Origin of the sequence: Phenylobacterium sp. (assembly GCF_041920015.1) — a bacterium.
In the GTDB taxonomy this organism is placed as follows: domain Bacteria; phylum Pseudomonadota; class Alphaproteobacteria; order Caulobacterales; family Caulobacteraceae; genus Phenylobacterium.
Genome location: NZ_JAYRST010000017.1, coordinates 19,536 through 44,221, shown reverse-complemented (window position 1 = coordinate 44,221; position 24,686 = coordinate 19,536). Strand labels below are relative to the sequence as shown.

28 protein-coding genes are annotated in these 24,686 nt (G+C 69.3%); 17 read left to right on the top strand and 11 right to left on the bottom strand.

The genetic code is table 11. The annotated features are described in order from the left end of the window. Positions 1 to 126: 126 nt before the first annotated feature. Positions 127 to 624, top strand: coding sequence for a DUF427 domain-containing protein (locus tag ACE3TL_RS05830; RefSeq protein ID WP_374577781.1), 498 nt, complete (start codon positions 127 to 129; stop codon positions 622 to 624). Between the two features lie 33 nt (positions 625 to 657). On the opposite strand, the gene ACE3TL_RS05825 is transcribed toward ACE3TL_RS05830, so the two are convergent. Both ACE3TL_RS05825 and ACE3TL_RS05820 read right to left on the bottom strand, forming a co-directional pair. Continuing rightward, on the bottom strand, positions 658 to 2,016 hold the full coding sequence (locus tag ACE3TL_RS05825) for a glutamate--cysteine ligase (protein ID WP_374577780.1): 1,359 nt from the start codon (positions 2,014 to 2,016) through the stop codon (positions 658 to 660). Between the two features lie 101 nt (positions 2,017 to 2,117). Further along, positions 2,118 to 2,843, bottom strand: a complete 726-nt coding sequence (locus tag ACE3TL_RS05820) for a 16S rRNA (uracil(1498)-N(3))-methyltransferase (protein ID WP_374577779.1) — start codon at positions 2,841 to 2,843, stop codon at positions 2,118 to 2,120. 47 nt (positions 2,844 to 2,890) lie between these two features. Between ACE3TL_RS05820 and ppk2 the strand changes: the two genes are divergently transcribed. Together ppk2 and ACE3TL_RS05810 are read left to right on the top strand one after the other, a co-directional pair. Beyond that, on the top strand, positions 2,891 to 3,661 hold the full coding sequence (ppk2, locus tag ACE3TL_RS05815) for a polyphosphate kinase 2 (RefSeq protein ID WP_374577778.1): 771 nt from the start codon (positions 2,891 to 2,893) through the stop codon (positions 3,659 to 3,661). Position 3,662: 1 nt separating this feature from the next. Beyond that, complete coding sequence (locus ACE3TL_RS05810; protein WP_374577777.1) at positions 3,663 to 4,862, top strand: winged helix-turn-helix domain-containing protein; 1,200 nt, start codon at positions 3,663 to 3,665, stop codon at positions 4,860 to 4,862. On the opposite strand, the gene ACE3TL_RS05805 is transcribed toward ACE3TL_RS05810, so the two are convergent. From ACE3TL_RS05805 to ACE3TL_RS05790, 4 genes are all read right to left on the bottom strand, one after another. Then, positions 4,859 to 5,659, bottom strand: coding sequence for a hypothetical protein (locus ACE3TL_RS05805; protein ID WP_374577776.1), 801 nt, complete (start codon positions 5,657 to 5,659; stop codon positions 4,859 to 4,861). The genes ACE3TL_RS05810 and ACE3TL_RS05805 overlap by 4 nt on opposite strands. A 105-nt stretch (positions 5,660 to 5,764) precedes the next feature. Then, the gene (locus ACE3TL_RS05800) at positions 5,765 to 7,552 is read right to left on the bottom strand and encodes an ABC transporter ATP-binding protein (protein WP_374577775.1); all 1,788 of its coding nucleotides are present in this window, start codon (positions 7,550 to 7,552) and stop codon (positions 5,765 to 5,767) included. Then, positions 7,549 to 9,342 carry an ABC transporter ATP-binding protein gene (locus ACE3TL_RS05795; protein WP_374577774.1) on the bottom strand — a complete coding sequence of 598 codons (1,794 nt, stop codon included), beginning with the start codon at positions 9,340 to 9,342 and terminating at the stop codon, positions 7,549 to 7,551. Before ACE3TL_RS05795 ends, ACE3TL_RS05800 begins: the two co-directional genes overlap by 4 nt. Positions 9,343 to 9,447: 105 nt before the next feature. Next, a complete protein-coding gene (locus tag ACE3TL_RS05790; RefSeq protein WP_374577773.1) occupies positions 9,448 to 10,245 on the bottom strand; it encodes a class I SAM-dependent methyltransferase in 798 nt (265 codons plus the stop codon). A gap of 406 nt (positions 10,246 to 10,651) precedes the next feature. Here ACE3TL_RS05790 and ubiA point away from each other — a divergent pair, with 406 nt between their 5' ends. After that, on the top strand, positions 10,652 to 11,581 hold the full coding sequence (gene ubiA, locus ACE3TL_RS05785) for a 4-hydroxybenzoate octaprenyltransferase (RefSeq protein ID WP_374577772.1): 930 nt from the start codon (positions 10,652 to 10,654) through the stop codon (positions 11,579 to 11,581). Between the two features lie 281 nt (positions 11,582 to 11,862). On the opposite strand, the gene ACE3TL_RS05780 is transcribed toward ubiA, so the two are convergent. Next, the gene (locus ACE3TL_RS05780) at positions 11,863 to 12,279 is read right to left on the bottom strand and encodes a MerR family DNA-binding transcriptional regulator (protein ID WP_374577771.1); all 417 of its coding nucleotides are present in this window, start codon (positions 12,277 to 12,279) and stop codon (positions 11,863 to 11,865) included. A 151-nt stretch (positions 12,280 to 12,430) separates the two neighbouring features. On the opposite strand from ACE3TL_RS05780, the gene ACE3TL_RS05775 reads away from it, so the two are divergent. From ACE3TL_RS05775 to ACE3TL_RS05760, 4 genes are all read left to right on the top strand, one after another. After that, positions 12,431 to 13,168: an SDR family NAD(P)-dependent oxidoreductase gene (locus ACE3TL_RS05775; protein ID WP_374577770.1), complete on the top strand. Its 738-nt coding sequence runs from the start codon at positions 12,431 to 12,433 to the stop codon at positions 13,166 to 13,168. Then, the gene (locus ACE3TL_RS05770; RefSeq protein WP_374577769.1) at positions 13,165 to 13,935 is read left to right on the top strand and encodes an SDR family NAD(P)-dependent oxidoreductase; all 771 of its coding nucleotides are present in this window, start codon (positions 13,165 to 13,167) and stop codon (positions 13,933 to 13,935) included. The genes ACE3TL_RS05775 and ACE3TL_RS05770 overlap by 4 nt, the downstream gene beginning before the upstream one ends. Positions 13,936 to 14,031: 96 nt before the next feature. After that, positions 14,032 to 14,580 carry a TetR/AcrR family transcriptional regulator C-terminal domain-containing protein gene (locus ACE3TL_RS05765; protein ID WP_374577768.1) on the top strand — a complete coding sequence of 183 codons (549 nt, stop codon included), beginning with the start codon at positions 14,032 to 14,034 and terminating at the stop codon, positions 14,578 to 14,580. Next, positions 14,580 to 15,509, top strand: a complete 930-nt coding sequence (locus ACE3TL_RS05760; protein ID WP_374577767.1) for a fatty acid desaturase family protein — start codon at positions 14,580 to 14,582, stop codon at positions 15,507 to 15,509. Before ACE3TL_RS05765 ends, ACE3TL_RS05760 begins: the two co-directional genes overlap by 1 nt. Before the next feature lie 105 nt (positions 15,510 to 15,614). Here ACE3TL_RS05760 and ACE3TL_RS05755 read toward each other — a convergent pair whose 3' ends face one another. Further along, positions 15,615 to 16,199, bottom strand: coding sequence for an HdeD family acid-resistance protein (locus ACE3TL_RS05755; protein WP_374577766.1), 585 nt, complete (start codon positions 16,197 to 16,199; stop codon positions 15,615 to 15,617). 86 nt (positions 16,200 to 16,285) lie between these two features. Here ACE3TL_RS05755 and ACE3TL_RS05750 point away from each other — a divergent pair, with 86 nt between their 5' ends. Further along, entirely contained in the window at positions 16,286 to 16,948 is a 663-nt protein-coding gene (locus tag ACE3TL_RS05750) for a methyltransferase (RefSeq protein ID WP_374577765.1), read from the top strand. Positions 16,949 to 16,964: 16 nt separating this feature from the next. On the opposite strand, the gene ACE3TL_RS05745 is transcribed toward ACE3TL_RS05750, so the two are convergent. After that, the gene (locus tag ACE3TL_RS05745; RefSeq protein ID WP_374577764.1) at positions 16,965 to 17,249 is read right to left on the bottom strand and encodes a hypothetical protein; all 285 of its coding nucleotides are present in this window, start codon (positions 17,247 to 17,249) and stop codon (positions 16,965 to 16,967) included. Between the two features lie 119 nt (positions 17,250 to 17,368). Between ACE3TL_RS05745 and ACE3TL_RS05740 the strand changes: the two genes are divergently transcribed. Next, positions 17,369 to 17,716, top strand: a complete 348-nt coding sequence (locus ACE3TL_RS05740; protein ID WP_374577763.1) for an MmcQ/YjbR family DNA-binding protein — start codon at positions 17,369 to 17,371, stop codon at positions 17,714 to 17,716. Between the two features lie 88 nt (positions 17,717 to 17,804). Then, positions 17,805 to 17,996 carry a hypothetical protein gene (locus tag ACE3TL_RS05735; RefSeq protein ID WP_374577762.1) on the top strand — a complete coding sequence of 64 codons (192 nt, stop codon included), beginning with the start codon at positions 17,805 to 17,807 and terminating at the stop codon, positions 17,994 to 17,996. On the opposite strand, the gene ACE3TL_RS05730 is transcribed toward ACE3TL_RS05735, so the two are convergent. Beyond that, positions 17,993 to 18,214 (bottom strand): hypothetical protein, encoded by a 222-nt coding sequence (locus tag ACE3TL_RS05730; RefSeq protein WP_374577761.1) that lies wholly within the window; start codon positions 18,212 to 18,214, stop codon positions 17,993 to 17,995. The two genes, ACE3TL_RS05735 and ACE3TL_RS05730, sit on opposite strands and share 4 nt — an antisense overlap. A gap of 82 nt (positions 18,215 to 18,296) precedes the next feature. Between ACE3TL_RS05730 and ACE3TL_RS05725 the strand changes: the two genes are divergently transcribed. The 6 genes from ACE3TL_RS05725 to ACE3TL_RS05700 all read left to right on the top strand — a co-directional run bounded on the left by ACE3TL_RS05725 (position 18,297) and on the right by ACE3TL_RS05700 (position 23,843). Continuing rightward, the gene (locus ACE3TL_RS05725) at positions 18,297 to 19,820 is read left to right on the top strand and encodes a UbiD family decarboxylase (RefSeq protein WP_374577760.1); all 1,524 of its coding nucleotides are present in this window, start codon (positions 18,297 to 18,299) and stop codon (positions 19,818 to 19,820) included. Positions 19,821 to 19,851: 31 nt separating this feature from the next. After that, positions 19,852 to 20,868: a M23 family metallopeptidase gene (locus ACE3TL_RS05720; protein WP_374577759.1), complete on the top strand. Its 1,017-nt coding sequence runs from the start codon at positions 19,852 to 19,854 to the stop codon at positions 20,866 to 20,868. A gap of 89 nt (positions 20,869 to 20,957) precedes the next feature. Further along, a complete protein-coding gene (locus ACE3TL_RS05715; protein ID WP_374577758.1) occupies positions 20,958 to 21,353 on the top strand; it encodes an MAPEG family protein in 396 nt (131 codons plus the stop codon). Positions 21,354 to 21,463: 110 nt separating this feature from the next. Beyond that, positions 21,464 to 22,795, top strand: a complete 1,332-nt coding sequence (locus ACE3TL_RS05710) for a TldD/PmbA family protein (protein WP_374577787.1) — start codon at positions 21,464 to 21,466, stop codon at positions 22,793 to 22,795. Then, positions 22,795 to 23,589, top strand: a complete 795-nt coding sequence (locus tag ACE3TL_RS05705) for a 3'(2'),5'-bisphosphate nucleotidase CysQ (protein WP_374577757.1) — start codon at positions 22,795 to 22,797, stop codon at positions 23,587 to 23,589. Before ACE3TL_RS05710 ends, ACE3TL_RS05705 begins: the two co-directional genes overlap by 1 nt. Before the next feature lie 17 nt (positions 23,590 to 23,606). Beyond that, positions 23,607 to 23,843: a DUF4170 domain-containing protein gene (locus tag ACE3TL_RS05700; RefSeq protein ID WP_374532968.1), complete on the top strand. Its 237-nt coding sequence runs from the start codon at positions 23,607 to 23,609 to the stop codon at positions 23,841 to 23,843. Positions 23,844 to 23,970: 127 nt separating this feature from the next. On the opposite strand, the gene ACE3TL_RS05695 is transcribed toward ACE3TL_RS05700, so the two are convergent. Beyond that, complete coding sequence (locus ACE3TL_RS05695) at positions 23,971 to 24,636, bottom strand: protein tyrosine phosphatase (protein WP_374577756.1); 666 nt, start codon at positions 24,634 to 24,636, stop codon at positions 23,971 to 23,973. Positions 24,637 to 24,686 lie beyond the last annotated feature (50 nt).

Below are 24,686 nucleotides of genomic sequence, written 5' to 3'. Positions count from 1 at the left end.
ACGCCGATGAAACAAGCACAAGCAATCCGCCGCCCCTGGAGCGCCACGCCCAAGCCGAAAATGGTCTAGCCAAACGGGAGCCCCGGGCCCATGTCAGGCGTTGGTTCCGGCGAAGGAGGAGCGTCCATGCTGACACCCGGCCCCGACCACCCGATCGACATCGCCCCCGCCAAGACGCGCTGGCGCGCCATGTATGGCGAGCATGTGATCGCCGATACGGGCGATGCGCTGATCCTGACCGAGGCCAGCTATGCGCCGGTGGTCTATTTTCCGCGCGCCGACGTCTCGATGGAGTATTTCTCGCGCACCGACCGGCACACGCACTGCCCCTACAAGGGCGATGCGGCCTATTACACGATCCTGATGGACGGACGATTCGCCGAGAACGCGGTCTGGACCTATGAGGAGCCCTATCCGGCCATGGAGTCGATCCGCGGGCGGCTGGCCTTCTATCCAGACAAGGTCGAGGTCTATGCGGTCGAGGACATGCTGGTCGACCCCAAGCATCCGCACGCGGCGGTGGACGAGATCGTGCAGCACACCGACAGCGGCTCGGGCGTCAGCCAGGGCGAACACTGGCCGCCCAATGTCGAGAGTCCGCCCCGCGACGGCGGGGTGGTCTAGCGGCCGGCTACCGGCCGACGACGAGCCTCGGCGTCAGTAGGCGAAGTCTTCGAAGACGTGGCGCACGTCGCCCTTCCACGGGCCGTTGTAGAGCTCCAGCAGGCGTTCGGCCGGGGTGATCCCGCGGCCCGCGATCTCTTCCAGCTCGGCGAGATGGACGGTTTCGTCGACCATGGCGGCGTTGAGGCGAGCCCGATTCTTCAGGCCCTGCTTGGCGATGGCGACCATGTCCCTGGCCACGTCCTGGACGCTGCGGCCGCCGACCTGCGCCTTGAGGCCCAGGCGGGCGACGTCGGCGCGCAGGCGCTCGTGGTCCTCGACCCGCCAGTCCTTGCAGAGATCCCAGGCGGCCGCGAGCGCGGCCTGGTCGTAGAAGACGCCCGCCCACAGGGCCGGCAGGGCGCAGAGGCGGCCCAGGGGCGCCGAATCGGCGCCGCGCATCTCCAAGTATTGCTTGAGGCGCACCTCCGGGAAGGCGGTGGTGGTGTGGTCGGCCCAGTCCTTGATCGAGGGGCGATCGCCGGGAAGCTCGTCGAGCTGGCCGTCCATGAACTTGCGGAACGAGCGGCCCGAGAGGTCGACGTACTGGCCGCCGCGCTTGGCGAAGTACATCGGCACGTCGAGCGCATAGTTGGCGTAGGTCTCGTAGCCGAAGCCGTCGGCGAAGACGAAGTCCAGCATGCCGGTCCGGTCGGGGTCGGTGTCGGTCCACACATTGGCGCGCGCGGAAAGGAAGCCGCTGGGCTTGCCCTCGACGAAGGGCGAATTTGCGAACAGCGCCGTGGCGATCGGCTGCAGGGCCAGGCTGGTGCGGAACTTGGCCACCATGTCAGCTTCGGAGCTGAAGTCGAGATTGGCCTGCACCGTGCAGGTGCGGAACATCATGTCGAGGCCGAGATTGCCGACCTTCGGCATATAGGCCCGCATGATCTTGTAGCGGCCCTTGGGCATGACCGGGATTTCGTCGCGCCGCCAGACCGGCGTGAAACCGAGGCCGAGGAAACCGAGGCCGAGCTCGCCGGCGACGGTCTTCACCTCCTCCAGGTGCTGACTGGTCTCCTCGCAGATATCGTGCATGGTCTCCAGCGGCGCGCCGGAGAGCTCGAACTGGCCGCCCGGCTCCAGGCTGACATTGGCCTTGCCACGTTCCAGGCCGATGAGGGTTTCGCCCTCGTAGACGCCTTCCCAGCCGAAGCGCATCAGGCCCTGGAGCAGGGCGTGGATGCCGGCCGGGCCTTCGTAAGGGATCGTCTCGTACGTGCCGAGCCGGAACACGAACTTCTCGTGCTCTGCGCCCACGCGCCAGGCGTCGGCGGGTTTCTCGCCGGCCTCGAACCAGCGGACAAGGTCCTCAAACGTGAGAGGTCGTTCGTCGGTCACGACGTCGGCCATCTGGTTCTCCCCTGCCCCTGGACTCCAAAACGGGCGCGATCTTTACGCCGTTCAGACAGGTGCGCGCAATTCAGGAAACCTCAAGGCGCCGCCAATCGCCCTCACGCCGCCCCCCAGTCCCCCTGGACGGCCTGCCAGAGGGTGAGCGCGCTGATCGCGGCGGTGTCGGCCCGGAGGATCCTCGGTCCCAGGGTAGCGGGCGTCGCATAGGGAAGGTTCCGCAGGGCTTCCCGCTCGGCCGGGGAAAAGCCGCCCTCGGGGCCGATCAGGATCGCCCAGGGGCCGGGCGGAGCGTCACGAAGCGCATGCAGCGCGGGCTTGGCGTCGCCCGCCTCGTCGCAGAACAACAGGCGGCGCGCGGGGTCCCAATCCTCGATCAGCCTGGAAAGCTTCACCGGTTCGAAGATGTGCGGCACGTCCAGGCGGCCGGTCTGCTCGGCGGCCTCGGCGGCGATGGCGGCCAGGCGGTCGAGGCGCGTGCGCTCGGCGTTGGTCCGCTCGGTGATCACCAGGCGCACGCGGCGCGCGCCAAGCTCGGCGGCCTTCTCGACGATGGTCTCGACCCGGGCGCGCTTGACCAGGGCGACGACGAGATCGAGGTCGGGCCCGAGGGCTTGGGAGCGCTCCTGCACGGTCGGGCGGACGATGACACCGCGCTTGCCCAGCACCTCGATCGGGGCGCGCCATTCGCCGTCACGGCCGTTGAAGACCAGCACCTCGTCGCCGACCGCGCGCCGCATGACGGAGGCGAGATAGTGGCTCTGCCCGTGGTCGAGCGCCACGGCGACGCCGGGGGCGAGGTCTGCGGTCACGTAGAGTCGGATCATGCAGGAGGTTCTAGCCCTGCGCGCACGATCAGGACTAGGTTCGTCCCATGGGAAAACCCGACAACGACAAAGACGACGCCTACGAGGCCGATCTGGCGCGGCTGCAACTGGCCCTGGTCCGCTATCAGCAAGGGGCGATGAAGAGCGGCGAGAAGGCGCTGATCATCTTCGAAGGGCGCGATGCGGCCGGCAAGGACGGCGCGATCAGCCGGATGACCGAGCACCTGTCGATCCGCGCGACCCGCGTGGTCGCCCTGCCCAAGCCGACCGAGCTGGAGACCAGCCAGTGGTACTTCCAGCGGTATGTGCCGCACCTGCCCTCCGCCGGCCAGGTCGTGATCTTCAACCGCTCCTGGTACAACCGGGCGGGCGTGGAACGGGTGATGGGCTTTTCCACCCCGGCCCAGCAGGAGACCTTCCTGCGCGACGTGCCGCATTTCGAGGAGATGCTGGTCGAGAGCGGGCTGAAGCTGGTGAAGATCTGGCTCGACATCAGCCGCAAGGAGCAGGAGCAGCGGCTGAAGGAACGCCGCGAAGACCCGCTGAAGGCCCTGAAAACCAGCCCGATGGACGACGTCGCCCAGGAGAAGTGGGACGACTACAGCGCCGCGCGCAACGACATGCTGACGCGCACCCACACGCCGATCGCGCCCTGGACCTGCGTGGTGACCGACAAGAAGAAGCAGGCGCGGCTCAACGTCATGCGCCACGTCATCAAGACCATCGCGCCCGAGGAGATCGCCGCAGAAGTGGAAGCGCCGGACCCGGACATCCTCTTCCCGTTCCAGATCGACGCCGTCGGACGGCTTAATCCCTAGGGTGGGGACGGAAACGCTCTCGGCGCGCGAGGCGCGGCGCATCGCGCTGGCGGCGCAGGGCTTCGCCGACCGGCGGCCCACCGCGCCGGGCCGGCGGCATCTGCTGAAGACCATCGAGCGGCTGGGGGTGATCCAGATCGATTCGGTGAACGTGGTGTCGCGCACCCACTACCTGCCGGCCTTCTCCCGCCTGGGCGCCTATCCACGGCCGCTGCTGGAGGAGATCGCCTGGGGCAAGCGGCGGACGCTGGTCGAATACTGGGCGCACGAGGCCTCGCTGCTGCCGGCGGCCACGCACCGGCTGCTGCGCTGGCGGATGGAGGATGCGCGGCAGGGCGTGGGGATCTGGAGGGGCGTGGCGCGCTTCCTGGGCAGTCACGGCGAGTTCATCGACCAGTGCCTGGCCGAGATCGCGGCCAGGGGACCGATGCCGGCCTCCGAACTGAGCCTGGGGGCCAAGGGCGCCGGAAGCTGGTGGGGCTGGAGCGAGGGCAAGCGGGCGCTGGAGTGCCTGTTCTGGGTCGGCGACCTGACCACCGCCACGCGGCGCGGGACGTTCGAGCGGGTCTACGGCCTGCCCGGCGAGGTGCTGCCCGAGGCGGCCAGAGGCGAGCCGCCGCCGCGTGAGGACGCGCAGCGCGAACTGATCCGCATCGCCGCCCGCGCCCAGGGGATCGCGACGGAGCGCGACCTGCGCGACTATTTCCGCATGGGCGTGGTCGAGACCAAGGCGCGGATCGCCGAACTGGTCGAGGCGGGCGACCTGACGCCGGCCAGCGTCAAGGGCTGGGAGCAGCCGGCCTATCTGCACCCCGAAGCGCGGCGACCGCGGAAGATCGCCGCCAACGCCCTGCTTTCGCCGTTCGACAACCTGATCTGGTTCCGCGAGCGGACCGAGCGACTGTTCGGAACACGGGTGCGACTGGAAATCTACACCCCGGCGCACAAGCGCGTGCACGGCTACTATGTGCTGCCCTTCCTGCAGGGCGAGGCGATCACTGCGCGGGTCGACCTGAAGGCCGAGCGCAAGAGCGGCGTGCTGAAGGTCCAGGCCGCGCACGCCGAGCCGGACGCCAACGCCGAGACGCCCGCGCGCCTCGCCGCCGAACTGCGGCTGATGGCCGGCTGGCTGGGGCTGGACCGCGTGGAGGCCGCGCCCAAGGGCGACCTCTCCGAGGCGCTGGCGGCGGCGCTGACCTAACCCTTCGGGGTCATCACCAGCCAGGGGGTGGCGGCGAGGCGGAACTCCCAGACGGCCAGGAGTTGGTCCAGGTGGCCGGCGCCCTTCAGGAAGGCGGGCAGCGGCAGGGTCTTGGGCTGGGGATCGAGGCGCACGATGTCGTGGGTGGGCGAGAAGCGCTGGACCAGCCGATCCAGCACGCGCTTGCGATAGACGTCGTGGGTTTCGACGATCAGGTTCATGCCGGCCAGGGCGGGCGAGAGATCGGGGCGCAGCAGGTCGTCCTCCGCGCCCTCGATATCGACCAGCACCAGGCAGCGGCGGTCCTTGAAGGCCTCGAAACCGTCCGGCTCGAACCGCTCGCCGATGACGACGCGATCGGCGACGCCGTTGCGGGCCGCAAGCTCGGCGCAGGCGGCGCGGGCCTTGGCCTGGATGTCGAAGGCGTGGACGGTGACGCCCGGCATCATCCGCGCCAGGCCGACGGCGTAATAGCCCTCGGCGCAGCCGACATCGATCACGCAGTCGGGCGGGTCCTGGGCGAAGCGGGCGAGGTAGGGGTGCAGCTCCGATTCGTAGGTCCCGATCAGGCGCGGCGTCAGGGCGCCTTCGGTCGCGACGGTCAGGTAGTCCATGCCGGCGAACGGCCCCTGCATGATCTTCGCGCCATGGTGGCGGACATAGGCCTCGCCGATGGCGCGCGAGCGCCAGATGGCCAGCACCCGCAGGACGAGGTTCAGTTCGCGCGGATCGGCCAGGGGCGGATCGCGCGCCAACCGGTCACGCAGCCACTGAACCACCTGCTCGACATACGACATGAACATCCCCCTGGGCCCGAAGCCCTGGGGGATGTCTAACACGGGGCGCCATCCCCGTGTCAGCGGTCAGAGACGACGGGCCGGCGCCCGGCGCTCCAACATGTCCTAGACCGCGCCCTCGGTGACGGCGTGCAGGCGGGCGTAGGCGCCGCCCTTGCTCACCAGTTCGGCGTGGCGGCCCTCCTCGACGATGCGGCCGTGGTCGAAGACCAGGATGCGGTCGGCCCCGCGGATCGTCGAAAGCCGGTGGGCGATGACGATGGTCGTGCGCCCGACCATCAGTTCCTCCATCGCCGCCTGGACCTGGCGCTCGGTCTCGACATCGAGGGACGAGGTGGCCTCGTCCAGCACCAAGATCGGCGCATCGGCCAGGAAGGCGCGGGCGATGGCCACGCGCTGGCGCTCGCCGCCCGACAGCTTCACGCCGCGTTCGCCGACCAGGGTGCGATAGCCGCCGGGCAGGCGAGCGATGAAGTCGTGGGCCCGCGCCCGCCGCGCCGCCAGCTCGATCTCGTCCTGCGTCGCACCGGGCCGCGCATAGGCGATGTTGTCGGCGATGGAGCGGTGGAACAGGGCCGGGTCCTGCGGCACCACGGCGATGGCGCGCCGCAAGGAGCCCTGGTCGACCTGGGTGATGTCCTGGCCGTCGATCAGGACGCGGCCGCCCTCCAAGTCATAGAGCCGCTGGACCAGCTTGACGAAGGTCGACTTGCCAGCGCCGGTCGGCCCGACCAGGGCGATCTTTTCGCCGGGCGCGATCCGCAGGGAGAAGTCGCGATAGAGCGGCTCCTGCGCCGACTTGTAGCGGAAGGTCGCGCGGTCGAAGACGATCTCGCCCAGGTCGCCGGCGAAGGAAGCGGCGTTCGCCGCGTCCTGGACCTCGGCCTCGGTGCGGCTGTAGCGGGCCATGTCCTCGACGTCGTCCATGCCCTTCTGCAGCATGCGGATGTTCTCGCCCACATTGCGCAGATAGCCGCTCATCAACATGAACGAGGTGATGACGAAGGCGACGTCACCGGCGCTGGCCTGACCCTGTGCCCAAAGGCGCAGGAGCAGGCCGGTGAGCCCCGCCTGGAGCCCGACCAGCAGCAGGTTGTGCCAGAGCCAGACATTGACCCCGCGCGTCCAGGTGGTCAGCGTCAGGCGCCGCCAGAGGCTGGTGATCTCTTCCATGCGCGCCTGCTCGCGGGCCTCGGCCCCGAACGCCTTGACGGTCGGGTTGGAGGTCAGGGAGTCGGCCAGGGCGCCGCCGATGCGGCTGTCCAGCGCCACCGACTTCAGGTTGGCCGGGCGGATGTACCTGGCCGAGAGCAGGATGTTCGAGGCGACATAGACGATCACCACCGCCAGGGAGAACAGGCCGACCATCGGCCAGCGCGCGATCATCACGCCCGACAGGCCCACCAGCACCAGCAGGGCCGGCCCCAGCCACATCACCAGGGCGTCGGACGCCAGGTCGTAGCCCCACATGGCGCGGCTGAGCCGGCGGACAGTGGCGCCGGCGAAGGTGTCGGCGTGCCAGTCGGCCGAGAAGGACTGGACGCGCGCGAAGCCCTCGTCGGTCATCTCCTTCATGTTGCCGGCGGCCAGCGGGTTCCAGAACCGGTTGGCGGCGTTCCGCACCAGGGCGAAGACGAGGTAGACCCCGACGAACAACGCCCAGGCCCGCCAGGCGAGGTCGGCCTGGGACGGCCCGGCCGCCACCGCGTCCACCAGCCGCCCGGCGGCCCACGGCAGGGCGAGATCGAACCCCACCGCCGCCAGGGTCAGGACCATGCAGGCCGTAAGCAGCCAGGGCCGCCGCAGCCAGAAGCTGCCGATGAAGCCGAGCACCTTGCCGTTGGAAAGGACGCGGGCCTTGGTGTCTTCGGTGTCTTCGTAATGTTCCGTCACGTGGCGGTTCCTTCGGTCACGGCATGGAGGCGCGCATAGGCGCCGCCGCGCGCGATCAGTTCGCTGTGGCCGCCCTCCTCGACGATCCGGCCCCGGTCGAAGACCAGGATGCGGTCGGCCCCGCGGATGGTGGAGAGGCGGTGGGCGATAACGATAGTGGTGCGGCCGACCATCAATTCCTCCATCGCCGCCTGGACCTGACGCTCGGTCTCGACGTCGAGGGAGGAGGTGGCTTCGTCCAGCACCAGGATCGGGGCGTCGGCCAGGAAGGCGCGGGCGATGGCCACACGCTGGCGCTCGCCGCCCGACAGCTTCACGCCGCGCTCGCCGACCGGCGTGTCGTAGCCATTGGGCAGGCGTTCGATGAAGTCGTGCGCACGGGCGCGCCGGGCGGCCAGCATCACCTCCTCCGCCGTCGCGCCGGGACGGGCGTAGGCGATGTTCTCGGCGATCGAGCGGTGGAACAGGGCCGGGTCCTGCGGCACCACGGCGATGGCCTGACGCAGGCTGGTCTGGTCGACATGGGCGACGTCCTGGCCGTCGATCAGGATGCGCCCCTCCTGCACGTCGTAGAGGCGCTGGACCAGCTTGACGAAGGTCGACTTGCCCGAGCCGGTCGGCCCGACCAGGGCGATCCGCTCGCCAGGCGCCACCACCAGGGTGAAGCGCTCGTAGAGCGGCCGCGGCTGGCTTTCGTAGCCGAAGGTGACGCGGTCGAAGACGATCTCGCCCAGCTCGCCGCGGAACGGCCTGGCGTCCGGAGCGTCCTTCAACTGCGGCTCGGTGCGCATGTAGGCGGCGACGTCGAGCATGTCGTCGAGGCCCTTCTGCAGCATCTGGGTGATCTCGCTGAAGTTGCGCATGTAGCCGGCCATGACGATGAACGAGGTGATGGCGAAGGCGACGTCGCCCGGCGAGGCGCGCCCCTGCGACCAGGCATGGACCAGGAAGCCGGTCAGGCCCGCCTGCAGAACGATCAGCAGGAGGTTCTGGCCGAAGCCGACCACGTTGAAGCGGTCCCAGGTCTTGTTCACCGCCCAGCGCCAGGCGTCGACGGTGCAGGCGAAGCGGGCCTCCTCGCGCGCCTCGGCGCCGAAGCTCTTGACCGTCGGATTGGCGCCGATGGCGTCGGCCAGGGCCGCGCCGATGTGGGAGTCGAGCGCGGTCGACCTCAGGTTCGCCGGCCGCACGTAGCGCACCGACATCAGGACGTTGTAGGCCGCGAAGGCGACGATCACGACGGCGACGAACAGGCCCGCGACCGGCCAGCGCAGGCCGAGCGAGATCGCAAGCCCGCCCAGCACCAGCACGGTCGGGATCAGCATGCCGATCAGGGCGTCCGAAGCGCTGTCATAGCCCCACATGGCGCGGCTGACCCGCCGCACGGTGGCGCCGGCGAAGTTCGAGGCGTGCCAGTCGGCCGAGAAGGCCTGGACGCGGGCGAAGCCCTCCTTGACCATCCGCGACATGATGCGGGCGTAGAAGCCGTTCATGACCCGGAACATGCTGGTCCGCGACATGTAGAAGATCAGGTAGAGCACCGAGAGGCTGGCCCAGGCGGCCCAGGCCGCCTGCGTCACCTTCTCGGGCGCGGAGACGGCGTTGATCAGGCCGCGGGTCGCCCAGGGGATCGACAGGTCGCAGACCGTCGCCACCAGGCCAAGGGCGATGATCGCCGCGAACTTGCGCGGTTCGCGCAGCCAGTGGCCGGCCATGAAGCCCAGCACCTGGCGGTTGGTCAGACTTCGGGGACGGTTGTCGTCGTCTTCGTCGTCGAAAAATTCGGTCATGGCGGAAACTCAAGGTCCGGCGCGGAGCCGGGAATGAACGGAAGAACGAGGGTGGGCGCCGGGATCGGGTGGGGAGCCCCGTCCCGGCGCCGCTGCCGCGCCCCGTCAGGCGGGTCGCAGGGCCTCGAAGTTGAGGATGCGGCTGGATCGGCCCGGCCGTTTGCCCGGCTGGTGGTCGGCGCCGACGGAGATCTGAGAAAAGCCCGCCATGGCGAGCGCCATCTCGAACTCCTTCAGGCCCCAGACACGGAAGGCCATGATCTCCAACTCGGACTCCACCAGCCGGCCGTCGCGCCAGCGTTCGTAGCGGTCGTGGGTGACGCGGCGCTGACGGACGAGGTCGATATCCACGGCCCGCCCCTCGATCCGCAGGAGGTCGCCGCTGGGCGTCGTCCAGGTGCGGATGTCGGGGCGTTCGCCCGTCAGGTAGCCGGGCGGCAGCAGGTCGATCATCAGCCGCCCGCCGGGCGCCAGGTGATCGAAGAACCGCCGCAGGACGCCCAGCGCCTCGGCGAAGTCGTCGATCAGGTTGAAGGTCCCGACCGGCACGAGAATGGCCGCGAAGCTGTGGTCGTAGGCGAAGTCCTGGAACCTGGCCTGGCGGAGCGCGGGCGACAGGCCGCGCCCGGCGCAGTGGCGGTCGCAGGCGGCGAGCATGTCGGGCGAGCCGTCGAAGCCCTCCACCTGGAAGCCGGCCTCCAGCAGGGGAATCAGCAGGCGGCCGGTTCCCACGCCCGCCTCCAGGATCGGGCCGTCGGTTCCCGCCAACCGGTCGATCCAGAAGGGAACGTCGGGGAGACTGCCCGGCGGTTTGTCGAGGTCGTAGATTTCCGTGCACATCGCCCCGTAGCGATTGGGAAGGGGCGCGTTGGGCCGGGCGTAAGCCGTATCGGCAAGGGTCATTTGGTCGTCTTTCGAGACGGACGGATTCCGCGCTCACGCGGTCGGGAATCCGAAAAGTCGGGAAACGCCAGGGAAGCGCGAAGCTTCGTGCGGTCAGGCTGGCGATGAGGGTGCAGATCGGCCCGGAAAGCGGGCCGCGGGCGACTTAGTCGCGGAACCTGCCTGCGTAGGCGATCTGGGCGACAAGCGGCATCTGCGGTCGATGATTGAATGCTGTCACGCTGATCACCTCCCCTCGCAGATGGTTGTGGCCCTCGCAAGACTTGCGGGCCGAAAGGACGACGAGAGGGACCTTGGGCGCATGATTTCACCCTGTCAATGCCGATGACCGGCGTTATTTCATCCACATCGCTCGGTTGCGCGCCGAGAGTGGCCGCGGAGCCACAGCCGGGGTAAAGCCTGCCGCATGACCGCCCAGCTTCCCGACGCCGCACCCAGCAACTGGGTGGACCGTTACGCGCCGCCGGCCCTGCAGCCATGGCTGAAACTCGGCCGCTTCGACCGGCCGGCCGGGATTTGGCTGCTGATGCTGCCCGGCTGGCAGGGGGCGGCCCTGGCTGCGGCGATGGCCGGGTCCCTGCCCGATCCCTGGCTGCTGGCCAAGGTGCTGGCGGGGGCGGCGCTGATGCGGGCGGCGGGCTGCGCCTTCAACGACGTGGTCGACCGCGACATCGACGCCAAGGTGGCGCGCACGGCCATGCGGCCGGTGGCCAGCGGCCAGATCAGCGTCAAACAGGCCTTTGCGTTCATGGCCTTGTGCGGCCTGGCCTCGCTGGCGATCCTGCTGACCATGGGGCCGCTGGCCATCGGGCTGGGCGTCGCCTCGCTCGCCCTGGTCGGCGCCTATCCGTTCATGAAGCGGATCACCTGGTGGCCGCAGGCCTGGCTGGGCCTGACCTTCAACTGGGGCGCGCTGCTGGCCTATGCGGCCGCGACCGGCCGGGTCGACCTGCCCGCCCTGCTGCTCTACGCCTCTGGGATATTCTGGACGCTCGGCTACGACACGATCTACGCGATCCAGGACCTGGAGGACGACGCCCTGGTCGGGGTGAAGTCGTCGACGCGGCGGCTGGGGGCGGGCGTGCAGAAGGGCGTGCTGATCTTCTACGTGCTGTGCTTCGCCCTGGCCCTGGCGACGGCCTGGGCCGGGAAGCTGGGGCCGCTGTTCCTGCCGCCGGCGGCGCTCTATGGAATGCACCTGTCGCGCCAGGCCGCCCGCGTCGACATCGCCAACGGCCCGCTGGCCCTGGCGCTCTTCAAGTCCAACAGCCTGGCCGGACTGCTGCTGTTCCTGGCGCTGGCCGCCGGGATGTGGAAGGGCGCCGGCCTGGCCTAGATGCTCCCGCAAAATCCTTCCTGACTGGCCGGACGATCGCCTATGGCGAAGATGTCACCAGTCCTTCTCCCCTTGCGGGAGAAGGTGGGCCCGCGGAGCGGGGTCGGATGAGGGGTCAGCGGCGCTTGCCGGCTCAGAACGGCCGAGATTGCTCCTGATGGAGAGGCTGAACACCCCTCATCCGTCAGGCTTCGCCTGCCACCTTCTCCCGCAAGGGGAGAAGGAAGCTTCGCTCGGGAACTCCATATGCGATAGCCTTGCCCGAAGGGGAGGAACGGGGTCTAGCCGAAGGCGGCCTTGCCGGCCTGGGCGGCGAGCTGTTCTTCCAGGCGGGCGCTGGCCGTGTGCAGTTCGGCGATCGCCTGGTCGATCTCCTGGCGCTGGGCTTCGAAGGCGGCGATCCGCTCGCGGTACTTGCGCAGGGCGTGGGTGTTCTGCGCCACCAGGCCGTCGTCACGGTCGTAGAGGTCGAAGATGTCGCGGATCTCGGCGAGCGACAGGCCCACGCGCTTGCCGCGCAGGATCAGCACCAGCCGCGCGCGGTCGCGATAGGAATAGACCCGCGCCTGGCCGTCGCGCGCCGGAGAGAGCAGTCCCTGCTCCTCGTAATAGCGCAGGGCGCGCGGCGTGGTGGAGAACTCGCGGCAAAGCTGGGTGATGGTGAAGGTGCTCGCCGGACGGCGAAGCTTCTGAAGCATCGTTTCCTCCCGAGGTTCCGGCGGGCGTCTGTTTACGCGCCCGTCACCCTGCAACCCAACGCCTGGCTTACGTGCGCGTCAAGTGTGACGTGGGGTCAGCCTTGTGGCCCGGCGGCGCCCGCGGAAGGATGCCGGAAAACGGGAGGCAGGCGTGGCGGGAGACCTGGATTTCAGCGGCAAGACCGTACTGGTCGTCGGCGGCTCCAGCGGGATCGGCAACGGGATCGCGCACGGCTTCCGGGAGCGCGGCGCGCAGGTGCATGTCTGGGGCACGCGGAGCGATCCGGCCGACTACGACCCGGCCGAGGGCTCGGACCTGGCGGGCCTGGTCTACGCGAAAGTGAACGTGGCCGACCGCGGGGAGATCGAGGCCCATGTCCCGCCGTTCGACCGCCTCGACGTGCTGGTGCTGTGCCAGGGGACGGTGATCTACAAACGCGGCGAGTTCGCGCCGGAGGGCTGGGACCGCGTCATGGCGGTCAATCTCGACAGCCTGATGGCCTGCGCCGCCAAGTTCCACGACATGCTGGCCGTCGCCCAGGGATCGATCGTCATCGTCAGTTCGGTTTCGGGCTTCCAGGCCAACCGCGGCAACCCGGCCTATGCCGCCTCCAAGGCCGGGGCGGTCAGCCTGACCAAGACCCTGGGCCAGGCCTGGGCGGGAGACGGCATAAGGGTCAACGGCCTGGCGCCGGGGCTGGTCGACACCAAACTGACCACGGTCACCACCGAACATCCGGACCGCCTGCGCGGGGCGATGGCGCGCATCCCGGCCCGCCGCCTGGGCCAGCCGTCGGACATGGCCGGAGCGGCGCTGTTCCTGGCCTCGCCCCTGGCGGCCTATGTGGTCGGCCAGACCCTGGTCGTGGACGGAGGGCTCAGCCTGTGAGCCGGTTCAGCCGATCCCTGAAGGGCAGCCGCGTCCTGGTCACCGGCGCAGCCTCCGGCATGGGGCTGGCCACCGCGCGGGCCTTCGCCGAGGAAGGCGCGCATGTCGCTCTCACCGACCACCTGATCGAGCCGGTCGAGGAAGCCGCCGACGCCCTGCGCGACCAGGGCCTCTCGGCGCGGGCCTGGAAGCTCGACGTCGCCGACGCCGCAGAGATCGCCGCCACGGTCAGGAAGATCGGCGAGGCACTGGGCGGGCTGGACGCGGTGGTCAACAACGCCGGCGTATCGGCTTTCTCGCCCATCGATTCCGACAGCTACGAGGCGGTGTGGGACCGGGCGATAGCGGTGCTGCTGACCGCGCATCAGCGGGTGATCCGCGCGGCCCTGCCGTTCCTGCGCGCCTCGGCCGCGCCGCGCATCGTCAACATCGCCTCGACGGAGGCCCTGGGCGCGACGGCGATGGACAGCCCCTATGCGGCCGCCAAGGCGGGCGTCACCGGCCTGACCCGCGCGCTGGCGGTCGAGCTGGGCCGCGAGGGGATCACCGTCAACTGCATCTGCCCCGGCCCGATCTCCACCGGCATGACCGCCGGCATCGCCGACGACCAGAAGGCGGTGTTCGCCAGGCGACGCACCGCCCTGCTCCGCTATGGCGAGCCGGAGGAGGTGGCGCACATGACCTTGAGCCTCTGCCTGCCGGCGGCCTCCTACATCACCGGCGCGACGATCCCGGTCGACGGAGGCCTGATGGCCCGCAACGCCTGAGGCATTGACGCTCATATTTGTATGACATACAAACAGCGCATGACAAATGTGCGCTCCCTGGCTGACATACGTCCGGCGCGCGAACCGGGCCGACGGATGCGCTCGCGGCTGCTGGACGCGGCGGTCGAGCTGTTCAAGGACAAGGGACCGGCCGGGGTTTCGGTGGCGGACATCGCCGCGGCGGCCGGGGCCTATCCCAGCCAGATCACCTATTATTTCCGCACCAAGGAGGCGCTGTTCGTCGAGGCGGCCTGCCGCGAGGTGCTCTATGTCGCCCGCCGCGCCGAGGAGGCTGCGGCCGGCGCCGCCACCGGCCGCGACTACAACCGCCGGCTGGTCGAGGCGGTGGTGGGCGCGCCGGGCCTGGCGCTGTTCGTCGAAGCGCTGTCGCTGGTGCGCCGCCGCCAGGATCTGGCCCCGCTGATCGAACGCACCTTCGAGCGCCTGCACGCCCAGGGCGAGCGCGCCTATGCCGAGACGCGAGCCCGGCGCGGCTGGAGCGGCCATGCCGACACCGCCGCCACCGCGCGCCGGTTCTGGACCCTGGCTCTGGGCCTGGCCTTGCGCGAAGGCGCCACCGGGGCGACCACCGCCGAGGAGGTCGAGGAGATGCTGAGGCTGCTGCAGCACGGGGAGACCGCCTGATGGCCGCCGCCGCCCGCCTGGACCCCAAGGACTATTTCACGCCGGAGGAATGGGCGCCGATCTCCACACGCTCGTGGTGGAAAGGCCCGGCGATGATCACCCACGCCTGGGCGACCATCATCGCGGCCGGCGCGATGGTGGTGGTCTGGCCGCTGACCCTGCCGCTGGCGGTGATGATCATCGGCGCGCGGCAACTGGGCCTGGCGATCCTGATGCACGACGCCGCCCACGGCGCTTTGCACAAGAACCTGAAGCTCAACGATTTCATGGGCGAGTGGCTGACGCCGGGCGGGCTCCGTCGCTATCGCCCCTATCACCTGTCGCACCACAGGTTCGCCCAGCAGTCGGAGGACCCCGACCTGGTGCTGTCGGCGCCCTTCCCGATCACGCGGCTCTCCCTGCGTCGCAAGATGATCCGCGACCTGACCGGCCAGACCTTCTTCAAGCAGCGCTTCGGATCGTTCGTCGCCAGGCTGAAGGCGCGTAAGGCCGGCGAACCGCTGGCGCCGATCGTCTTTGCGGAGATCAAGGCCAAGCGCCGCTGGCTGGCCTTCGGCGCGCTGGTCACCGCCGCCGGCGCCCCCTTCGGCCTGTGGTGGCTGTGGCCGGTGCTGTGGGTGCTGCCCCAGGCGACCTGGCTGCCGCTGGTCACGCGCCTGCGCAACATCGCCGAACATGCCTGCATCGCGGTGAACGAGCCCGATCCGATGCGCCAGGCGCGCACCACCCGGGCCGGCGTCATCGAGCGCCTGCTGATCGCGCCCTACTATGTGAACTATCACTGCGAGCATCACATGTTCATGCACGTGCCTTGCTACAACCTGCCCCGGGCCCATCGCATCCTGGCGCGCAAGGGCTATGCCGAACGGATGCTGATCGAGCCGAAGGGCTACCGGCAGGTGCTGGCCCTGGCCTCGTCCAAGGCCTAGAGCCCTTTAGGGTTTGGTGGAATCACCAAACCCTAAAGGGCTCTAAATCAAGCATGTAGAGCGCGTTCGGGCGGGCGAACCGCCCACACTTCGCCCTAACGCGCTCTAGCCGGCGCGCTTGCGCAGGGCGCGGACCTGGAGGCCGAGCGCCAGCAGGGCCGCGCCGAAGACGATCGCATAGACCCCGAGCCACCAGGTCAGCACCACCGCGCCGATCAGCGGGGCGAGGAGCAGCGCCAGGCCGAACAGCAGCGAAATCAGGGCCGAGGCGATCAGCCAGCCGCGGCCGGCCACCGGCTCGCGCCGCATGGCGACGGCCAGCTTCACCCCGCCGGCGAACAGCGACCAGACGGCGAGGATCACCGCGAACACCGCCATGCCCAGGCCCGGATAGACGAAGATCGCCACGCTGGCGGCGATGCTGGCCAGGCCCTCCAGGGCGACAAGGCCCCAGGCGTGACGCTGGCGCGAGGCCTTGAAGGCGCTGACGATGGCCAGCAGGCCGTCGGCCATCAGATAGATCGAGAAGACGATGACCAGGGACAGCGCCGTGGTCACCGGCGAGAACACCGCCAGGAGACCGAACCCGACCCCGATCAGGCCGCGCAGCACGATGGCCTGCCAGGCCACTCCGGCGATGCGGGCGGCGAACAGCGGGTTCGGCGCCTTCAATCCCTGGTCGACGCTCATGGTCCGGGCCTCCGTTTCCGGAGTAATGGCCGCACCGCGCCTATGGTTCCGCTTTGCCCGCGCGGCGGCCATGCTATGGGTCGGCGGTGATCATCCAGTCCCTGGAAGGCCGCCAGGCCTTCATCCTTGAAAACACCCGCGTCCAGTCCCCGCCCCATACGCCGGAACTCTCGCTGCACCTCGCCGACGAGGTGACGCCGATCTGGCGCATGACCGAGGAGGCCCTGGCCGAGATCGGCCTGCCGCCGCCGTTCTGGGCCTTCGCCTGGGCCGGCGGCCAGGCCCTGGCGCGCTACATCCTCGACCACCCGCAGGAGGTCGCCGGCAAGCGGGTGATCGACTTCGCCTCCGGCTCGGCCATCGTGGCGATCGCCGCCCTGAAGGCCGGGGCCGGGCACGTGCTGGCCGCCGACATCGATCCGTTCTGCGGCGCGGCGGCGGCGGTGAACAGCGAGCTGAACGGCGTGCGGCTGGACTTTACCGACCAGGACCTGCTGGACGCTCCGCCGCCGGAGGTCGACGTGATCCTGGCCGGCGACATCTGCTACGAAAAGCCGCTGGCGCAGAAGGTCATGGACTGGCTGGCCGCGGCGCACGTACGCGGAACCCGCGTGCTGATCGGCGATCCGGGGCGCAGCTATTTTCCGCGGGTGGGGCTGGAGAAGCTGGCCGAATACCAGGTGCCGACCACGCGCGAGCTGGAGGACCAGGAGGTCAAGAAGACGGCGGTCTGGACCCTGCCGTCCTGACGCGCGGCGCCCCGGGTCAGGCCAGTTGGGCGATGGTGGTCGGATCGCAGGAAGCGGCCAGGATCAAGCCGGCCCGCTGCTGGGCCATGCCCATCAGGCTCTCGCCGGCCCTCGGCTCCAGGGCCGTGGCGTAGCAGGCCTCAGCCGGGCGGCTCATGACCCCGAGCAGGCCGATGACGTCCTGTTCCAGGATCCAGGTTTCGGCGGCGATTTCGTCCGGCGAGGGCTGGACGCCGAGCTGGCCGATCGCAAGGGCTGCGATCACGGCCAACGACACCGCCATGGCGTCGATGGTTCGCATGTCTAGTATCCCCTGCCGCCGATATAGCGAGACCTTGGGTGCAGTGCAACATGGGCGGGCGCACGAACCACGATTGACCTGCCCGCATTGGGGCGCAAGCTGTCGCGAAGGGAGCCGCCATGACCCAGGACGAGATGCGCGCGATCATCCTGAGCTTCCCCGGCGTGGAGGAAGGGACCTCCTATGGCCGTCCCGCCTTCAAGGTGAAGGGCAAGTTCTTCACCCGGCTGCGGGCCGAGGACGAGAGCCTGGTGCTGATGGAGGTCGGCCCCGACGAGCGCGAGATGCTGATGGAGGCCGAGCCGGCGATCTTCCACATCACCCCGCACTACAAGGACTATCCCAGCGTGCTGGCGAGGATCGAGACCCTGCATCCCGGCTCGCTCTACGGCCTGCTCGAGCGCCGCTGGCGCAAGATCGCGCCCAAGGCGGCGGTCAAGGCGTTCCAGCCTGCGAAGATATCTTGAAACGGAGATGGCGCGGACCGGCGCCCCGGGCGATGGTCCGTGCGTTCGATACAGCAAGACCTCGAAAGCCCCCTCGCAGGAGATCGCCATGACCGCCGCCGCCAAGCCGCTCGCCCTCTTCGAGTTCGAGGAGACGGAGGAGGCCTATCTGCTGACGGTCGCGGCCGAAGGCGGCCAGCCGCTGGTGCTGGAGGTCACGCCCGACCAGATGGACGCGATCATCGACGCCCTGAACGAGGTGCTGGGCGGCGACGACGAGGACTTCGACGAAGACGACTAGAACTCGTCTTCCATGGCCGAGCGGAACTGCTCGAATATCTCAGCCGCGCGCTCCTGCGGCAAAGGTTCGGCTTCGGGTTCGGCCTGAGGCGGGGAAGCGCCGACGACTCGGCCTGCCACCGCGCCGCCCTGCACCAGCAGCAGTTCCTCGCCCGCCTCCAGACCGGCGAGCAGTTGGGCGATGCGGGGCGGAAGGTCGTCGAGGTCGATGCGTTTCATGGCGCCCCGAAATTACAGGGCCGGCGCAGGTGACACCAGCCCGGCCCCGCCCTAGACCAGCCTTCAGACGAATGGAGCGCGCATGGCCTATCGGTCGCTGAGGGATTTCATCGCCAAGCTGGAGACCGCCGGCGAACTGGTGCGGGTGAGCGAGCCGGTCTCCAGCGTGCTGGAGATGACCGAGATCCAGCGCCGGCTGCTGGCCCAGGGCGGGCCGGCGGTGCTGTTCGAAAACGTGATCCGCGCCGATGGCGAACGCTCGTCCATGCCCTGCCTGGTCAACCTGTTCGGAACGGTCAAGCGCGTGGCCATGGGCGTGACCCTGGAAGGCCAGGAGCGGACCACGGCCTCCGAACTGCGCGAGGTCGGCGAACTGCTGGCCTTCCTGCGCAGCCCCGAACCGCCGCGCGGCCTGAAGGACGCCTTCGACATGCTGCCGCTGGCCAAGACGGTGATGTCGATGCGGCCGGCCACGGTGAAGAAGGCCCCCGTGCAGGAGGTGGTCTGGACCGGCGACCAGATCGACCTTTCCAAGCTGCCGATCCAGACCTGCTGGCCGGGCGAACCGGCGCCGCTGATCACCTGGCCGCTGGTGGTGACCAAGGGGCCGTCCGAGGAGCGCGAGGACGACTACAACCTCGGCATCTACCGCATGCAGGTCCTGGGCAAGGACCGGACGATCATGCGCTGGCTGGCCCATCGCGGCGGCGCCCAGCATCATCGGCGCTGGAAGGCGGCCGGCAAGCCCGACGCCCTGCCCGCCTGTGCGGTGATCGGGGCCGATCCCGGCACCATCCTGGCGGCGGTGACGCCGGTGCCCGAGACCTTGTCGGAGTATCAGTTCGCCGGGCTGATGCGCGGCGCCAAGGTCGATCTCGTGCCCGCCAAGACCGTGCCGCTGCTGGTGCCGGCCCAGGCCGAGATCGTCATCGAAGGCCACGTCATGCTGGACGAGTACGCCGACGAGGGGCCCTATGGTGACCACACCGGCTATTACAACTCGGTCGAGCCGTTCCCGGTGTTCAAGGTCAGCGCCATCACCATGCGCAGGGACCCGATCTACCTGACCACCTTCACCGGCCGTCCGCCGGATGAGCCGAGCGTGCTGGGCGAGGCGCTGAACGAGGTGTTCATCCCGCTGATCCGCCAGCAGTTCCCGGAGATCGTCGACTTCTGGCTGCCGCCGGAGGGCTGTTCCTACCGGATCGCCGTGGTCTCGATGAAGAAGGCCTATCCGGGCCACGCCAAGCGCGTGATGATGGGCGTCTGGAGCTATCTGCGCCAGTTCATGTACACCAAGTGGGTGATCGTCGTGGACGACGACATCGACGCCCGCGACTGGAAGGACGTCATGTGGGCGCTGTCGACCCGCATGGACCCGGCCCGCGACATCACCCTCGTCGAGGGCACTCCCATCGACTACCTCGACTTCGCCTCGCCCGAGAGCGGGCTGGGATCGAAGATTGGCCTGGACGCCACCAACAAGTGGCCGCCCGAAACCCATCGCGAATGGGGCCAGAAGCTGGGCATGGACGAGGCGACGGTCGCGGCGGTCACGGAAAAGTGGTCTCGCCTGGGCCTGCCGGGCGACGGCGAGCCGGTATAGCCGTGCGGCGGGGGGCGATAAGGAGACGCGCTTGAAGTTCGCCCCGATCCTGCTGGCCGGCCTCGCCGCCGCCTGCGCTCCACCCGCTTCCCAAGCCCAGAACCCGCAGCCCGCGGCGACCGCGAAGGCCCCCGCCGGGCTGCAACTGGACTTCCCAGTCGCGTGCCAGATCGGCGCGACCTGCGAGGTGCAGAACTATGTCGACCGCGACCCAGGCCCAGGCGTTCAGGACTATCGCTGCGGCTCGAACACCTACGAGGCGCACGGCGGGGTCGATATCCGCGTGCCCGACATGGCCGCCCAGGCGGCGGGCGTCGAGGTGCTGGCCGCCGCCCCCGGCCGGGTCGCGCGGCTGCGCGACGGCGTGCCCGACATCTCGGTGACCGTCCGCGGAAAGGCGGCCCTGCAAGGCCAGGACTGCGGCAACGGGATCGTCATCGACCACGGAAACGCCTGGGAGACCCAGTACTGCCACCTGGCCCAGGGCAGCCTGAAGGTGAAGGTCGGCGACCAGGTCGCGGCGGGGACGCCGATCGCGCGCATCGGCCTGTCGGGCAACACCGAATACCCGCACCTGCATCTGACCGTGCGCAAGGACGGGGCGATGGTCGATCCCTCCGCGCCCGAAGGCGCCTGCGATCCGGCCCGCAACGGCCCTGGCCTGTGGTCGCCGCCGGCGGCCCAGGCGATGGCCTACAAGAGCGGCGCGGTGCTCAATACAGGCTTCGCCGGCGCGCCGGTCGGCATGGCCGCCATCGAGGCGGGCGGCGTGGCCGGGCCGACCTCGGCGAGCGCGCTGGTCGCCTACGTCCGCGCGATCAACCTGCATGGCGGCGACGTTCAGGAACTGACCCTGAAGGGCCCTGGCGGCGAGGAGCTGGTTTCGAGCACGCAGCCGGCCCTGGACCGCGCCAAGGCGCAGTACTTCATGATGGCCGGCAAGAAGGCCCAGGCGAACGGCTGGCCCCCGGGCCGGTACGTGGCGACCTATACCGTCAGGCGCGGCGGCAAGGTCGTCATCTCCAGAACCTTCGAAACCACGCTCTGAACGCAGGGGCCAAGCCCGCCCTTGCCCTTTTTGACAAAACCAAGTCCAACTGCGCCTCTTCGCCGGGGGGCGACGAGGGACAACTGAGCATGGACGCCGCCGGCCACGCCGCGGCCCTTTGGGTCGGGCTGCATCTGATCCTGTTGCTGGTGCTGTCGCTGCTGGTGGTGCGCCAACGGCAGAGGCACAAGGTCGCCCTGGGCGACGGCGGCGTGCCGGAACTGGCCCAGGCGATCCGGGCCTTCGGCAACGCCACCGAATACGTGCCGGCCGCCATGATCGGGATCGCGGTGCTGGCCCTGGTCCAGGCCCCGCCGCTGGCCATCCACCTGACCGGAGTGCTGCTGTTTGCGGGCCGACTGCTGCACGGTTTCGGCCTGTCGCGCAGCGGCGGATCGTCCTTCGCGCGGTCGATCGGCGTCACCCTGACCTGGCTGGCCTATGTGTTCGCCAGCGCCGCCCTGCTCTTCTACGCCATCACCTAGAGCCCCCTGAGTTCAAAGAATCGACCCTGTTCATCCCAGTCGGCTTGATTCAAGCCAACCGGGACAGGGTCTGGCTTGCCGCGGGCCGCGCATCCCGCCATATGGTCATGATGGAAGAGAGCCTGTTAGCCGATGTGGTCGCCGCCGCGCTGAAGGCCGGCGCCGACGCCGCCGAAGCCGTGGGCGCGCAACGCGCCGCCCTGGGGATCAATGTCCGTCTGGGCGAACTGGAGGAGGTCGAGCGCGAGGAAAGCCGCGACCTCGGCCTGCGGGTGTTCATCGGCCAGCGCCAGGCGACCGTCTCCGGGTCGGACATTTCGCCCGAAGCCCGCGCCAAGCTGGTCGAGCGCGCCGTCGCCATGGCGCGGCTGGCGCCGGAGGACCCGTTCGCCGGGCTCGCCCCGCAGGATCGGCTGGCCAAGGGGCCCTTCCCCGAGCTCGACCTCTACGATCCGCACGAGGCCACGCCGGAGTCGCTCGAGGACGTCGCCCGCGCCGCCGAGGATGCGGCCCGCGCCAACCCCAAGGTGACCAATTCCGAAGGCGGGTCGGCCTCTGCCTCCTCCTCGCACTGGCGGCTGGTCACCTCGACCGGGTTCTCGGGGGTTTACCAGGCCTCGGCCTTCTCGATCATGGCCTCGGTCGTGGCCGGCGACGGCGAGGTCATGGAAAGCGGCTATGACGGCCGTTCGGCCCGTTGGCGCGCCGACCTGCCGGCGCCGCAGTCGATCGGCGAGGAGGCCGCCCGCCGCGCGGCCCAACGGCTGGGCGCGCGCAAGATCGACTCCACCACCGCGCCGGTGATCTTCGAGAACCGCGTGGCCATGTCGCTGGTCGGCCCGCTGATCGGCGCCATCTCCGGCCCGTCGATCGCCCGCGGCACCTCGTTCCTCAAGGACAAGCTGAACACCCAGGTGTTCGCCAAGGGCGTGAACGTGGTCGACGACCCGCACAAGGTCCGCGGCCTCGGCTCCTCGCCCTTCGACGACGAGGGGGTGACGAACCGGCGCTGGGCGTTGATCGAGGACGGAGTGCTGACCACCTGGCTGATGAACTCGGCCTCGGCCCGCCAGCTCGGGTTGGAGACCACCGGCCACGCCTCGCGCGGGTTGGCCGGCGCGCCGGGGGTGTCGACCAGCAACCTCACCCTGGAGCCGGGTTCGCGCTCCCAGGCCGAACTGATCAAGGACGCCGGGAGCGGCCTGCTGATCACCTCGATGTTCGGCCCGTCGCTGAACGGCAACACCGGCGACTGGTCGGTCGGCTGCTCGGGCTTCTGGTTCGAGAACGGCGAACTGGCCTATCCGGTCACCGAGATCACCGTGGCCGGCAACCTGATCGACATCTATAGCCGCCTGATCCCAGGGTCGGACCTGGAGATCCGCGGCTCGGCCAACGCCCCGTCGCTGCTGGTGGACGGCTTGGCGATCGCCGGTCGCTGATGACGGACGCCGCCGAGGACCTCGCCCTCATCGTCCAGGCGGCGCACGCAGCCGGCGAACTGGCCCTGAAGCTGCGGCGCGCCGGCCTGACGACGGCGTATAAGGAAGGCGATTCGCCGGTCACCAACGCGGACCTGGCGACCGACGAGCAGATCAAGGCGACGTTGCGGGCCGCGCGCCCCGACTACGGCTGGCTGTCGGAAGAGACGCACGACGATCCCGCCCGCCGCGCTCGGCGACGGCTGTTCGTGGTCGACCCCATCGACGGCACCCGCGCCTTCATCAAGGACCGCCCCTGGTGGGCGGTGTCGGTCGCGGTGGTGGAGGATCAGCAGCCGCTCGCCGGCGTCGTCTTCGCGCCCGATCTGGACGACACCTACGCCGCGCGAGCCGGAGGCGGCGCCACCCTGAACGGGACGGCGATCAGCGCCTCGCAGCAGGACACCGTCGAGGGTTGCGGCATGGTCGGAGACCCGCGGATGTTCGCCCATCCGGCCTGGCCGACGCCCTGGCCGCCGATGCGGATCGAGCCGCGCAACTCCACGGCCCTGCGCATGTGCCTGATCGCCGCCGGCGCCTTCGATGCGACCCTGGCCCTGGCGCCGAAATTCGACTGGGACCTGGCGGCCGCCGACCTCATCGCGCGTGAGGCCGGCGCCTTCGTCGGCGACCATCGGGGCCGCGGATTTGCCTATAATGGCCGCAAACCCGCGCAGCCGAGCCTTGTCTGCGCCGCCCCGCGCCTCGCCCCATTGATCCTGGAGCGCGTCCGGCATATCGAACTGCCGAACTGACCGGATTGGGGAACACCATGCCCGAAAAACAGCTTCTTCACCTGGTGATCGGCGGCGAACTGGAGGATTTGGAGCACAACAGGTTCCGCGACCTCTCAAAGATCGACCTGGTCGGCGCCTACGCCAGCCACGCCGAAGCCCTCGCCGCCTGGCGGCGCAAGGCCCAGGAGACGGTCGACAACGCCCTGATGCGCTATTTCATCATCCACGCCCACAAGCTGCTCGATCCGGGCAAGGACGGCGAAGCAGGCTAAATGCCGTCAGACGCTCCCCGTCTGGGGGAGCTGTCCGCAAAGCGGGCTAAGGGGGCTTCCAGCTTAGCAGTCCCCCTCCGTCTCGGCGCTGCGCGCCGATCCACCTCCCCCAGCGGGGGAGGATCTGTTATTCGCGTTTCAGGATGCCTTCGGTCAGCAGGCGGCCCCACATCTGGGCGCGGAAGTCGGCCTTGATGGCGGCTTCGTCATAGGCGTCGCTGTCGACCCATTCGAGGAAGCCCTGCCCCTTCGGCTCGCCCTCGGCCAGGTAGCGCTCGAAGGTGTAGTCGAGCACGCCGGTCTTGCCCTGCTTCACATGCAGGTAGCGGATGTGGAGCTGGTCCATCGCCTCGCGGATCGGCACGCCCTTTCGGAAGTGCATGTAGAACACACTCATGATGCCCGCCCGGTCAGCACCAGACTTGCAGTGCATCAGGGCCGGATATTCGATGGTCTCGAACAGTTCCTTGGCGCCGTGCACGCGCGCGCGGCTCGGCACCTCGCGCGAGGTGATGGTGAAGTCGACCATGGTCAGGCCCAGGCGCCTGCAGGCGTCCTTCTCCAGCGCGTGGAAACTGGCGTCGAAGCCCCCGCGCAGGTTGATGACCGTCTTGATCCCGCGCCGCTTCCATTCGGCGAGCTGGTGCGGCCAGGGCTGGTTGGTGCGCACCAGCTCATCGCTGATCCAGTGGGCGTTGGAAAAGCCCAGGCGCAGATAGGCGTGGTCCTTCCAGAGATAGTCCAGATAGGCCGCGGTGCGCCCCTTGGGCGTGGAGAGGTCGAAATCGGCCAAGGGCGCTTCCTGCATCAGGCGGCCTAGATAGTGGCTTGTCCGCGCAGGTG